Annotated in this window: 13 protein-coding genes; 6 read left to right on the top strand and 7 right to left on the bottom strand. The window is 51.6% G+C overall.

From position 1 onward, the window contains the following. Nucleotides 1-37 precede the first annotated feature (37 nt). Nucleotides 38-616, top strand: coding sequence for a family 1 glycosylhydrolase (locus tag K6V98_RS02135; RefSeq protein ID WP_222198902.1), 579 nt, complete (start codon nucleotides 38-40; stop codon nucleotides 614-616). Between the two features lie 14 nt (nucleotides 617-630). Here K6V98_RS02135 and K6V98_RS02130 read toward each other — a convergent pair whose 3' ends face one another. The 4 genes from K6V98_RS02130 to K6V98_RS02115 all read right to left on the bottom strand — a co-directional run bounded on the left by K6V98_RS02130 (nucleotide 631) and on the right by K6V98_RS02115 (nucleotide 4,452). Next, complete coding sequence (locus K6V98_RS02130; protein ID WP_222198901.1) at nucleotides 631-1,380, bottom strand: ATP-binding protein; 750 nt, start codon at nucleotides 1,378-1,380, stop codon at nucleotides 631-633. Continuing rightward, entirely contained in the window at nucleotides 1,364-1,891 is a 528-nt protein-coding gene (locus K6V98_RS02125; RefSeq protein WP_222198900.1) for an AAA family ATPase, read from the bottom strand. Before K6V98_RS02125 ends, K6V98_RS02130 begins: the two co-directional genes overlap by 17 nt. 174 nt (nucleotides 1,892-2,065) lie before the next feature. Beyond that, on the bottom strand, nucleotides 2,066-3,010 hold the full coding sequence (locus K6V98_RS02120; RefSeq protein WP_222198899.1) for an AraC family transcriptional regulator: 945 nt from the start codon (nucleotides 3,008-3,010) through the stop codon (nucleotides 2,066-2,068). Between the two features lie 515 nt (nucleotides 3,011-3,525). Then, entirely contained in the window at nucleotides 3,526-4,452 is a 927-nt protein-coding gene (locus K6V98_RS02115) for a tetratricopeptide repeat protein (protein ID WP_222198898.1), read from the bottom strand. Between the two features lie 298 nt (nucleotides 4,453-4,750). On the opposite strand from K6V98_RS02115, the gene asnS reads away from it, so the two are divergent. Beyond that, nucleotides 4,751-6,154, top strand: a complete 1,404-nt coding sequence (gene asnS, locus K6V98_RS02110; RefSeq protein ID WP_222198897.1) for an asparagine--tRNA ligase — start codon at nucleotides 4,751-4,753, stop codon at nucleotides 6,152-6,154. A gap of 163 nt (nucleotides 6,155-6,317) precedes the next feature. Here asnS and K6V98_RS02105 read toward each other — a convergent pair whose 3' ends face one another. Next, nucleotides 6,318-6,602 (bottom strand): CsbD family protein, encoded by a 285-nt coding sequence (locus tag K6V98_RS02105; RefSeq protein ID WP_222198896.1) that lies wholly within the window; start codon nucleotides 6,600-6,602, stop codon nucleotides 6,318-6,320. Nucleotides 6,603-6,953: 351 nt separating this feature from the next. Here K6V98_RS02105 and map point away from each other — a divergent pair, with 351 nt between their 5' ends. From map to K6V98_RS02085, 4 genes are all read left to right on the top strand, one after another. Continuing rightward, nucleotides 6,954-7,844, top strand: coding sequence for a type I methionyl aminopeptidase (gene map, locus K6V98_RS02100; protein ID WP_306792666.1), 891 nt, complete (start codon nucleotides 6,954-6,956; stop codon nucleotides 7,842-7,844). Between the two features lie 280 nt (nucleotides 7,845-8,124). Beyond that, a complete protein-coding gene (locus K6V98_RS02095) occupies nucleotides 8,125-9,156 on the top strand; it encodes a 3-deoxy-7-phosphoheptulonate synthase (protein ID WP_222198895.1) in 1,032 nt (343 codons plus the stop codon). A gap of 329 nt (nucleotides 9,157-9,485) precedes the next feature. Beyond that, complete coding sequence (locus tag K6V98_RS02090) at nucleotides 9,486-9,764, top strand: hypothetical protein (protein WP_222198894.1); 279 nt, start codon at nucleotides 9,486-9,488, stop codon at nucleotides 9,762-9,764. A 157-nt stretch (nucleotides 9,765-9,921) separates the two neighbouring features. Continuing rightward, on the top strand, nucleotides 9,922-10,161 hold the full coding sequence (locus K6V98_RS02085; protein ID WP_222198892.1) for a glutaredoxin family protein: 240 nt from the start codon (nucleotides 9,922-9,924) through the stop codon (nucleotides 10,159-10,161). 12 nt (nucleotides 10,162-10,173) lie between these two features. Here the strand turns inward: K6V98_RS02085 and K6V98_RS02080 are convergent, their stop codons facing one another. Both K6V98_RS02080 and K6V98_RS02075 read right to left on the bottom strand, forming a co-directional pair. Then, a complete protein-coding gene (locus K6V98_RS02080) occupies nucleotides 10,174-11,160 on the bottom strand; it encodes an N-acetylglucosamine kinase (RefSeq protein WP_222198891.1) in 987 nt (328 codons plus the stop codon). A 3-nt stretch (nucleotides 11,161-11,163) separates the two neighbouring features. Further along, on the bottom strand, nucleotides 11,164-12,216 hold the full coding sequence (locus K6V98_RS02075) for a hypothetical protein (RefSeq protein ID WP_222198889.1): 1,053 nt from the start codon (nucleotides 12,214-12,216) through the stop codon (nucleotides 11,164-11,166). Between the last annotated feature and the right edge of the window lie 293 nt (nucleotides 12,217-12,509).

The following is a 12,509-nucleotide window of genomic DNA, read 5'->3' as shown; positions in this document are numbered from 1 at the left end:
GAAGCGAAACAGCAAATGCTGTTCTGAGGAGGGGAAAATGTCATTTCCAAAGAACTTCTTATGGGGTGGAGCTACTGCTGCATCTCAGCTTGAAGGTGCTTGGGATGTAGATGGAAAACAGCCGAGCATACAAGATTATGTGCGAGGGTGCTCGGTGGGCGAGAAGCGCATGTTCAGCACCAAGCTGAACCGCGAGGCTCACTATCCAAGTCATGAGGCTGTTGATTTTTATCATCATCTCGATGAGGATATGGCGCTCATGGCGGAGATGGGATTTTCTTGTTACCGAATGAGCATATCGTGGTCTCGAGTTTTCAGCGATCCAGCATGTACGGTGGTAAATGATCAGGGTTTAGCATTTTACGATCGGATTGATTATCTGCGCGAGCATATCCGGCAAATGGGGCTTGCCATCCATGAGGGTGCCGAGGTTTTAGGCTATACGATGTGGTCACCAATCGATCAGGTAAGTTCAAGCACTGGTGAGATGAGTAAGCGATATGGCTTGATATATGTTGATCGGCATGATGACGGCAGCGGGGACTTTTCTCGAATCCGAAAAGACAGCTTTTATTGGTATCAGCAATGTATCGCGAGCAATGGTGCTGATTTGTAGATAAGCAGGAGAGCCTAGGGTGCGAGTGTGTCAATTGGGATGACTTGAATGCCGTCTTCAGTTACATGAGCCGGTGCACCAAAGCCGATAATGACGCACTCCCGCACTGCTGGCATATTGCCTTCTGCCTGCATCTTCTTTCTCAGTTTCCGTAGACTTTCGCAGGCAGCATCAATACCTGCAGCTCCAAGTTTAATTTCAAGAGCAAGCCAGGTTCCGTCTCGCTTTGCAACAATAGCATTCACCTCTAAGTCAGCCGTATCGTGATAATGAAAAACACGAGCATCAGATACCGGGGCGTATACCAAAAGATCGCGGAGGACAAGAGATTCAAATAGGAGCCCGAGCGTTTTGGGATTCTGAATGAGGGATGTTTTACTTGCGCCAAGTGCAGCTGCTGCCAGTGAGGGATCGGCCATGTGCCGCTTTTTTGAGCTGCGCAGCGGTATAGGGGAGCGAAGAGCAGGATTCCACGCTGGGATATCTTCGATAAGATGGAGGCGTGCAAGCAAGGATAGGTACGTGGCTGCAGTTTGACGGGTGAGTTCGCCATTCAAGTCACGCACAAGCGCTTGATTCGATGCGAGCGTAGATTCATTGTGGGCAAGTGAAGTGATAAGCGCTCGGACTCGATCGGGATCGCGGGTAACCCCGTCAATGCTTGAGATGTCTGCTTCACAAACAGCATCAATATATCCACGGGTAAGGGCAGCAGCTTGGCGGCTTGTTGCATGGATGACAGAAGGCCTAGCCGCCGCGAACAATTAGCTCGGCAATGCGCTCGAGTCCAAGTGAGCCCATGCCAGTAGTGGTTTTGCCTGCAAAGAGTTGCGCCAACGAGACGGCTCCATTTGAGATTCCTAATTCTTTAAGCGTCATCGTGCCCATGGAGAGGCGTGTAATACGTCCAACGCCACTGTGCATAGGGGCATGATTGTCGTGGGGAGTAGCTGAACCGGTGAGAATAAAAAGACCAGGTGTTCCAATACGATCACACTCAAAGCGCACGGCGCCCCAGAGCTTGGGAATCTCTTGCCACTCATCAATAAGGCGAGGATGATCTCCAGCAAGTGCCAGGCTTGGATCAAGTTCTGCCAGGGTACGGTTCGCAAAGTCTCCCGTAGGGTCAGCAAGCATGAGGCTGGAGGCAGCGGTGGTTTGTGCGGTCGTGGTTTTTCCGCACCATTTGGGACCTTCAATCAAAACCGCGCCAAAGCTCGCAAGAAGTTCTTGGAGCTCTCGATCTACAATGCGCGGAATATATGTTGAGTTCATCTTCTGTAACGCCTCATATTCTGTGATTGCTACCAGCCTATTTAACAGAAAATAGGAGTTTCAAATAACAAGATCTGAGAGTTTGAGCTAACCGAAACTTATTAACGTAAGCCATCTGGTGATAACCCCGTCGTTCAAGCTTGAGCGGCGGGGTGTACCGTTGGCAAAAAATCGTTAGCGAATTTGGCTGGGCGAGGATCCATATGCGCGGCGAAAGGCTGCAGAAAAGGCAGCGGCGCTCCTGTAACCCACGCGTTCAGAGATTTCTTCGATTGAGAGGCGCGTGGTAGAGAGTAAATCCTCTGCATGCTCCATGCGCTGAGCGGTGACATAGGCATTAGGAGCAAGCCCAGTTCTGGTTTTGAAGAGACGCTTGAGTTTCGTCTGGCCGATGTATGCGCGAGTAGCAAGGGTCCCGCAGGAGAGATCTGACTCTAGATTGGCGCTGATGTATGCACGTAGTGAGTCAATGAGCTCAGCATCCTCATCACTCAATATTGAAGGGTGTGATGCTATGCGTGAAGCGGCAGCAAATACAATTTTAAATGCTTGAACAACTGCTTGACGGTAAAACGTATCTGCAGTTTCGCCAATTCCGCGGTACGCCCGAACATGACGATACAGCGAGGCAAGTTCAGGAATATCAATTCTGCCATCTGCACGCGCTAGGTCAGCTCGACGCTCATCGAGAGTGCCAAAATGCGGCTCAAGATGGTCATGATAATACTCAGGAGATACGGTGATAGAAATTGCCTTCGTGAATGAATCTCGCTGGCAATAAGCCTCAAACTCACTTCCGTTGCCCGTATAAACGCTCGTACACCCCGGTTCGAGATCTCTTCCCGCACATTGAGAAATGCCTTGGGCTGCTTCGTAGAGGGCAATACTAATATGCTGTGGATTGCGATAGTTCATTTTAATGGAATGCTTAAAGCTCATCCGATACATATTCACCGCAAACTCTGCTTGTTTGAAATACGCCCAGTATTCACCTGATGCATAAGGGCTATCGCATAAAAACAGGGTTCCTGCTGGCCCATATCCAAGCGTATGGCCGGCAGGAGAGAAGCCCCATCGACGGATTGCATCTCCGTAAGTGGCAGATGTCTTGTTGCGCACGTCGAGGCTCCCTTCGCAGTTGTTTGGAGGTTGCACGCGCAGGTTAGGCGGGAACCGATTCGGCTCGGTTCCCGGCCGTTGATCGCATGAGTACTATGTACAAATGCCAGTATAGATCAAGTTTAATTATGCTGACTAATTCTTCAAACGGCGTCGAAATGAACTGATTGTCTCATTTGTGCTGCTCAAGGGGGCTATTAAATATGCTCATATTTAGAACAGAGGGGTAGAGGAAGACGGCTTCTCGTATGTTTCGATATGCATACGGTATGAAAGAACACCAGTTGTGCTTTTGAAAATATCAATGAGCGTCATGTTCTTTTGGGCAGGAAATTCTTTGAAACACATACGGAGCAGACTGAAAGTAGCTCGAGCAAGCTGTAAGCCTCTTGCACTGAATACTCTGCTGGGGGGGGGTAGTTCCAAACGGGCTTTTGAAGACGTTTGTACGTGAAATCCCTTGGAGGGTGTGGCCTGCAGGGAAGCTCCAAACAGTTCTGCTCCGCTTTCTAGCGCTATCGGAGTGTTTCAACCTCAAGCAACTCGCGTGCCTTTTCCTGTCCTTCAATCGCTTCTTGTAGCCTGCCCCGGTAGTACTCCATGCCGTTGGCAATATCGATCCGAAGACCAATTTCTGCCTTTTGGAAGAGTGTTAAGGCACGCATAGGATCTCCGGTAAGGCCTGCATCAAGTGCATATTCGTCAATGAGGCTTTTTGCAATGCGGAGAGCTGGCTGGGCATAGATGGCAGGGTCATCAGCGAGCTCTAAGCTCTTTTCCCAGAGCTCACGAGCCACGATGGGATCTGCCTGAACGAAACGCCCGCGTGCAAAGAGATCTCCTAGCTTGTAATACGCCTCAGCAGATTCAGCCAGAAGGGCACCAAGGGAGTAGCACTGATATGCCAGCTTGTACTCAGGTGTGCCGAGGCGACCATATTCATAGATATAGCCAAGGTTGACATAGGCAAGATAAAAACCATGCCTGCAGGCAAGCTCGTAGAGTTCGGCCGCCTTGTGGTAATCCTGCTCCACTATGCTGCCCATATAATATGCAGCACCAAGATTGTGCATACAAAGACCACTACCTGCCTGAATGCCCTTGCGGTATCCAATAACAACGAGCGTGGCAATGGCGGGATCGACGAAACTGAGCTGCAAGATTTTTTCTTGGTTGGACTGAACAAGATCTGCAAACTCATCTGGATCAAAGCTTTGAATAGCGGCAATGAGCATGTCTATGAGCTGATCTGCCTCTTTTTGTGCATCTGCCACACGGGCATCTTCATACGAGATAGAGGCGAAGTGCAGCGTGGATTGATCACCATGCTGTGCTGTATGTTCGTCTGCTTGCTCATTGTCTGCATCACGACGCCTTTGGATGATTGCATCAAATTGCTCGGTGTCCTCTTGTGACAATACATACTTTTCTACCTGTGGCATGGCTACCTCCTCCTTAAGGTTAAGCTCATGTTTGAGCATGGCTTGAGTATAGACGGCTACGCGGACATGAAGCGCAGGATATACTGCGTTCATGCAGCTTAGATGCTTGGTAGTGTGATTTTTCAGCGCGATGAAATGAAAATATAAGAGAGTGAACTGCACTCCGGGCGGCGAGCCTATACACACGTGCCCGCATAGCCCCACGCCCTGTTATCATATGCAGCGGAAATACCTTGCGCTGCGTACAAAACGTGTTCGCAGTTGCACGAAGGCATATAGCTCAAAGAAAGGCCAGGTCATGGATCGTACAAAGATTGCTCAGCTCTATGCAGATGCTGAGGAGTTTGGGGGGCAGGTTGTAACGGTTGCAGGATGGGTGCGATCCATTCGCGACATGAAGAACTTTGGATTTGTGACCTTAAACGACGGCAGCTGTTTTCGCGATTTGCAAATCGTAATGAACCGAGATGACCTGGCAAACTACGATGAGATTGCTCATCAAAATGTATCAGCTGCCCTTATTGCGACCGGTACGGTTAAGCTCACGCCTGATGCGCCTCAGCCCTTTGAGCTCGCAGCAACTCAGATTGTTGTGGAGGGTGCTTCTGCACCTGATTATCCCCTGCAAAAAAAGCGTGCAACCCCTGAGTTCTTGCGTACACAGCAACATCTGCGTCCGCGCACGAATCTTTTTCGTGCAGTGTTTCGGATCCGCTCGGTTGCTGCTGCGGCGATTCATACGTTTTTCCAAGATCGAGGCTTTGTTTATGTGAACACGCCCATCATTACTGCGAATGATGCTGAGGGTGCGGGCGAGATGTTTCATGTAACCACGATCGATCCGGCAAATCCGCCCCGCACCGAGGCGGGAGCGATTGATTACCGTGAGGATTTCTTTGGGAAGAAGGCATCACTTACGGTATCTGGCCAGCTGAATGCCGAGAACTTTGCTCTGGCCTTTGGTGATGTGTACACCTTTGGACCAACCTTTCGAGCGGAGAATTCAAATACCGCTCGTCACGCTGCAGAGTTTTGGATGATTGAGCCTGAGATTGCTTTTGCAGATCTTTCGGACGATATGGATCTTGCAGAAGCCATGCTGAAATATGTCATTCGTCGCGTTATGGATACCTGCACCGATGAGCTGGCGATGCTTGCGCGCTTTGTAGATAAGGGTCTGCTTGAGCGCCTTGAGCATGTGGCAAGCTCGCCCTTTGTGCGCATCACCTACACCGACGCAATTGCCATTCTTGAACAGGCAGTAGAGGCCGGGCATCACTTTGACTATCCGGTTTCGTGGGGTATTGATCTGCAAACCGAGCATGAGCGCTTTTTAACCGAAGAACATTTCCGCCAGCCAACCTTTGTGACCGATTACCCGGCAGCAATCAAGGCTTTCTATATGCGCTTGAACGAGGGTGGAAAAACAGTTGCTGCCATGGACTGCTTAGTGCCAGGCATTGGAGAGATTATCGGTGGCTCACAGCGTGAGGAGCGCCTTGACGTGCTTGAGGCACGTATTGCAGAGCTTAAGATGGACGCTCAAGAATATAGCCACTATCTTGATCTTCGCCGGTATGGCAGCTGTCGTCATGCTGGGTTTGGCCTAGGCTTTGAGCGTTTGGTGATGTATCTCACGGGCGTTTCAAATATTCGCGATGTCATTCCTCATCCGCGTACCGTTGGAAATGTAGAGTTCTAAGCAGCTTGTATACGCAGCTTGTATAAGAACGGGAACAGAAAGAGGGTCGCAAATGCTTGGCGACCCTCTTTGACCCTCTGCGATCTTTTGCGCGCGCATGGCGCTCTGCGCAGTATGCATGGCGTATTGCAGAGTGCCCACCATGCATTGAGGAGAGAAAAGCTTACTTGCCCTCAACGGCGTGCTTTACGCGGTCAGCGACCTCCTTAGCAGCGCCCTCGGCATCTTTTGCCAGCTCATCAATTTTCTCAGCTGCGGCCTCTTTTACGCCCTCGGCCTCCTCAGCCAAGTCCTCAGCGGCATCCTTAACGTTGGTGGCAACCTCTTTGGCCTTGCCCACTACCTGGTCTACCAGGCCTTCACCCTTGAGCTTACCGTCACCTGCGACGTCGCCTGCAACCTCTTTAGCCTTACCAGCGGCCTTATCAAGCATTCCGTTGTCAGTCATAATTCCTCCTTCAATAGACTCGGACTGATGTCCTTGCAATTACTTATTTCCGAGCAACATGGCCTGATTGTCTGATTTTGTGCAGGTGTTAGCGATTACATATAACAGACACATATCAACTAGGAAAATGAGAGCTAACACGGGGATTTTGAATGAAGATCCAAGACTCTACCGTCATGAGTACGGTCATGTTCTCAAAGCTGCCCTCCGTACTATTCTCATGTTTGATTTAGGTAACTTTTCTGTCAGCTTGCTGCATAATAAAGATGAACAAGACCGCAGGGCGCAAGCCTTACACGGAATATATCTGTGAGCTTGCTGCATAATAGCGGTGATAGAAAGGATGTTTCGATGTCTATGTATGACGGTGAGCCGCAGCTCGGCAGAAACGATGTGTGTTGGTGTGGGAGCGGAAAAAAATATAAGAAGTGCCACCTTGCCTTTGATTCACACTTACAAGAGCTTTGGGATCAGGGCGAGGATGTTCTCCCACGCGCTTTGCTCAAATCACCCGCTGATATTGAGGGAATTAAACGGAGTGCTGAGGTCAATAAGGCAGCGCTCGACTTGGTAGGAGAAAAGATTTGTGTTGGCTGCACAACTGCCGATATTGATCGTTGGGTGCATGATCTGACGGTCTCCCGTGGTGCTGTTCCTGCTCCCTTACACTACCAGGGCTTTCCAAAAAGCTGCTGCACATCGGTGAACGGGGTGGTGTGCCACGGTATTCCCTCCGATGATGAGGTGCTGCACGAAGGAGACATCATCAATGTTGATTGCTCAACCATTCTGGATGGCTACTTCTCAGACTCCTCCCGAATGTTTGCGATCGGCGAGATATCTGCTGAGCGCTCGCGTTTGATTGAGGTTACTGAGGAGTCAGTTCGCCGGGGCCTAGCTGCAGTAAAGCCTTGGGGTCATCTCGGTGATATTGCCCATGCTGTTCAAACCTATGTGGAAGCGTCGGGCATGAGCGTGGTGCGTGAGTTTGGTGGCCACGGTATTGGCTTGGAATTTCATGAGGATCCCTTTGTGAGCTTTGTTGGTGCGGCGGGCACCGGACCTGTGCTCACACCAGGCTTTTGCTTCACGATTGAGCCGATGGTAAATGCTGGTGAGCACCACATTGATACGTCTGATCCCAACGGGTGGACGGTGCGCACGAAAGATGGTTCAGACTCCGCCCAGCGTGAGGTACAGCTGGTGATCACAGAGGATGGCTACGAGAAGTTGAGCTGGTAGCCTGAGCCATACTGAGAGGTCTGTGCCTTACTGTTGTGTGCGAGCCAATGTAATCTCGATACGTCTGCTGGTTATCTGCACTGATGGGCATCTTGCATGGTATCGGTCGTGTGACCGTGCGTGCTTCGATAATCGCCCACCCTGGTGAAGGCCTTACAGGCTTGTGTGCATTGACGATCCGCTTGCATTGTTACGGTCTCGCGGCGGTCTTGTTCTTGCGTCTTAGCCGGGTGATAATGACGCCCATTGAGATGCAGACACCTATGGGCTGGAGGCTCACATGGCGATGACGTTCAAGCGGCTGCTCCCCATTCCTCGAGATATTCGACAGGAGATGCCCCTTCCTGAGGGTTTTGCTCAGAAAAAAGAAGCCTTTGATGCTGAGGTTGCCGCCGTACTCTCAGGGCAAGATCCGGCACGTCGTCTCTTGATTATCGGCCCCTGCTCTGCTGATCGGGAAGATTCAGTTCTTGACTATATGCACCGGCTTGCAGCTTTGTCTGAGCGGGTGTCTGATCGCTTTATTGTGATTCCGCGTGTGTACACCAATAAGCCACGTACGCGCGGTACGGGCTATAAGGGGTTGTTACATAATCCCAATCCTTCAGCTGCTCCTGATCTTTTGGAAGGGGTTAAGGCAATCCGCCGGATGCATCTGCGTGTGATTACCGAGACGGGCATGTTTACTGCAGATGAGATGCTGTATCCGGCAAATTATCAGTATCTTATTGACCTTTTGAGCTATATCGCGGTCGGTGCGCGTTCAGTTGAAAATCAGGAGCATCGCTTGGTGGCTTCAGGTGTTCCGTGTCCAGTAGGCATGAAAAATCCTACCGGCGGCTCCATGGGTGTGATGCTCAACTCAATTTTGGCAGCACAAGCCCCACAAACCTTCATATTTAGAAATTGGGAAGTAGAGACTCAGGGCAATCCGCTTGCCCATGCCGTGCTGCGAGGCTTCATTGGGCCTGATGGAACGAACTACCCGAACTATCACTATGAGTCAATTGAGCGTTTGGTGGCTGTGTATACCGAGGCTGATTTCTTACATCCAGCGGCAATTATTGATTGCAATCACGATAATTCGGGCAAGCGCCCCTTGGAGCAGATGAGGATCTGCCACGAGATTGTGGATTCCTGCCAGCGGAGCCGCGAGATTGCACGACTCGTGCGTGGCTTCATGATCGAGTCTTATCTGATTGATGGTAACCAGCCGGTAGATGGGGGCACCTATGGTCAATCCATCACCGATGCGTGCCTTGGCTGGGAGCGTACGGAACGCTTAGTGCTTGAGATGGCAGATCGTTTATAACGCTTGCAGTTTAGCCTTGCGCGCTCGATGCGGTCGCTTGAACAGGCTGGTATATCTTTCTTTTTACCCGCCCTTGCGGGAGGTTCTCGCGCGGAGCTTCTTTGCCCGCTGGTATATCTCTTCTTTCGCTCACCCTTCGTGGTGCTTTCTCTTGACATCCCGACTTTGCGCCCTACCTGCTGATTGCTCATATCCTACGGAGTGCTCTATTACGGGTTGCTCTATGTGACAGGACTGCAAGGCAGGTGTAAGCCAGATCGATGGCACCGCTCATGCGTATTGAGAAGAATAGAAGGTGAAAGAGGTGCGCGAGAAGGGCGGTGTTCGACATGTTGAAAGAGCAGCTGGTAGGTGGAGCAGGTACAAACAAACTTGCATACGCTACAGCAGGCCAGGCAGTGCTTGAGCCGGTGTATGCTGAGGGAGCTCACGATACGTTCAACCGCTCAATTCATATTAAGAGTCCATATGCCCAGGTTACTCCTGCGAGCAAGCACGGGTTTCCAGGCTCGGTAAAAGGAGCCTTGGGTTGCTTGTTCACGTTGGTAGTCATGGCGGCCCTCTGCTTTGGCGTGATCTATCTGCTCTCGCGTGTCGGTAACCACTAGTGCGGCGTACTTGATGTGCCGTGGCTGATGCATGGTTTGTGCAAGTTCGCGCTCATGGGTGCAGGCCGTACATGCAATGAGGGTTGGTTCTTTGGCTCGGCGGGTATAGGAGTCTGTGATCGCCGCTTCTGCGGAGCCAAACCTTTAGGAGATGACCATGGCTACATCACATGTACTGTACTATCGCCCTATGTGCCCATTTTGCCGCAAGGTGCTTACCTATATGGAAAGCAAGGGCATTGAGCTTGAGCTGAAAGACCTCACCAATGACGAGGAGGCTCGCGCTGAGCTTGAGCGGGTTGGCGGCAAGGCTCAGGTACCCTGCCTCTTTATTGATGGCAAGCCAATGTATGAGTCGGATGACATTATTGCCTACCTCGCTAAGACATTTGCCTAAGCCTACAAGCTTTTAGATGAGCCCCACCTGGGTAGCGAGTAAGAGGGCGGCACCTGCTTCAGGCCCAAACAGTGGCTGAGTCAGCACACATTGGCGGGGCAGGGCTTCTGCCAGTGGATCGAGAACGAGAGATCCTGCAGCGAAGGTGCCGCCCACATAGCTCACCGGAATGGTGCCATCCTCTGACTGGAAGAGGTTCGTTGCGATGGTGCTCACAAGTTCAGCCTCTTGCTGGGCAGCTGTGGCAAAAATCTCGAGTGCGTCAAGATCTCCTGCTTTTGCTGCTTCAGTAACCAGTGGGCTGAGCGCGGAGATTGTTGCTCGACTACCAAAGTGCTCATGCGCAAAGCTAATCAGGTCAAAGGGATCATCTAAGCTGAGTTTTTGCGTAACGAGATCAAAAAGTGGACCTTTGGGGCGGCGGCCATCAGCTTGGCGAGTAAAGGCATAAAGGAGCTCTTTTCCCATCCAGCCTCCGCTGCCCTCATCCCCTAAAAGATAATCCCAGCCGCCACATCGCATCTGCTGGCCGTGGCGCGAGCCAAAGGCAATTGAGCCGGTACCAGCGATGATGACAATGCCGTCTTGCAGGGCGAGACTACCTGCCCAAGCAGCCTCAACGTCATTCACAATGAGATGCTCGCGTCCACCTGCCACTGTGCGGCAGACTGCTTCGATGGTTTGGGATATTTCTGCGCCCTCACCGTAGCCGCAGATTCCATATGCGATGCCAAAGGAAGCTGCACCCGCTCGTTCATCTGCCCACGCAATAGCTTTTGAAAGCACGTCTTGCATGCCTTCGGTTCCTGCTTGCGCCCAGTGACAGGTTGGAAGTCGTAAGGAACCCAAGGCTCGGGGCGCGAGACTGTTGGCAAGAGATGCATCGTCTTTGGGCATGTAGCGCGTATCCGATGTCGTATTTCCGCTCAGATCGCTATCTATTTCAAAGAGCGTGCATGAGGTTTTAGTACCTCCACCATCGATTCCCAGTATTAGCATGTGCTAGTACTCCTTTTGAGGCTGAAGATATTTTTTGTACAGAGGATAGACCCAGGGAGGCAAAGGAGCAGGTGCATAGACGATGCCTTCTCCAGCAGCTTTGGCGTGGGTGGAGGTTGACCCAAAGGCATGAGCGGCGTCTTCTACTGTTCTTCCACTTCTCACGGCTGCAACGAGACGATCCATAGCTCCTGAGCGCTTACGCAACAGCATGCCCATGCGAGGACTTTTTCTGAGCGGCGTGATGAGGTCTCCGCCTGCAATGGCAAGGCCTCCGCACCATATGGCTCCTGCAGCTTCACGCGTAGGTTCTTGCATGTGTTCGAAGGCATGTTTGATCTCACAAAATGCCTGGTATGCAGGGCGGGAGTCCAGTCCATCAACGCGCGCTATAGCATAGATTCGAATCCTATGCATAGCATGGCGTATGGCATGGTGCTCGTTTCCTACCAAGGCTTGTGAGCTGGTCGGCAAGGTGCTCTTTTGAGCCGCACCCGTACTGCCATTCATTCTGATAGCGCATACGTTCTCAATGAGTTGCATGAGGCCTTTGGGTGCGTGTCCAGACGTCGCATCAAATGCCAGAACAAGAGCATCGCAGGTGGCAAGGGTATCGAGGGTATCCTGTCCTGCTGATGCATTGCTCGAGTCTTGGGTCGTGTGACTGGTACCGTACGTTGCTGGTAATGTGGCAGCAGGTATATGAAAGTAGGGGAGTGCCGGAGCCGTATCGAGACCTTCTATTCCTGCTGCCGAGGCTGCGTTATATGCAAGCAGAGCTGCAGCAAAGTCATGGATGAGGATCTGAGAAGGTGCCTGATGCCCAGCTGCATCTGCATTTATGAGTCCAATTGTTGTTGGAATATGCGGTCTGATGCGCGGAGCTGCTTGTCCGACTGGCATCTGAGGAGCTGCCTCACGATCGCTGGTGCAAGCGTTGGGGCGAGCGCTGGTGCAAGCGCTGGAGCGAGCGTGGGAGCCGCGATGGGGTTGCTCTGACAGAGCAGCTGTGTGCGCCGGGCTAGCTTCAGTGGCATCTTTTTTCTTCAGAGGCATCTGCGGTCCTCCTTTCTGTAAAACCAGCATGACAGAAGGCACCGTCTTGGGCGAGACTTGTTTAATAAGTCGCTGTCTCTTTTGAGCAAGATTGCAGACCAAGCAGCCTCAGCACGTCGCATGGCTCATCATGTCACACAGACTTGCGAGCCAAGCAGGCTGGCAGATCAAGCACGTCTGCGAGCCAAGCATACCTGCAGATCAAACAGGCTTTTCAGATCAGCAGGCTTCATGGTGTTGCATCCCTCACGATCTGTTGCATTTCGTACCAGGCGTGTTACGAGCTGCTCGCG

This window comes from Collinsella ureilytica (assembly GCF_019795105.1).
GTDB classification, from domain to species: domain Bacteria; phylum Actinomycetota; class Coriobacteriia; order Coriobacteriales; family Coriobacteriaceae; genus Collinsella; species Collinsella ureilytica.
This window is presented reverse-complemented; position numbering and strand designations above follow the sequence as displayed.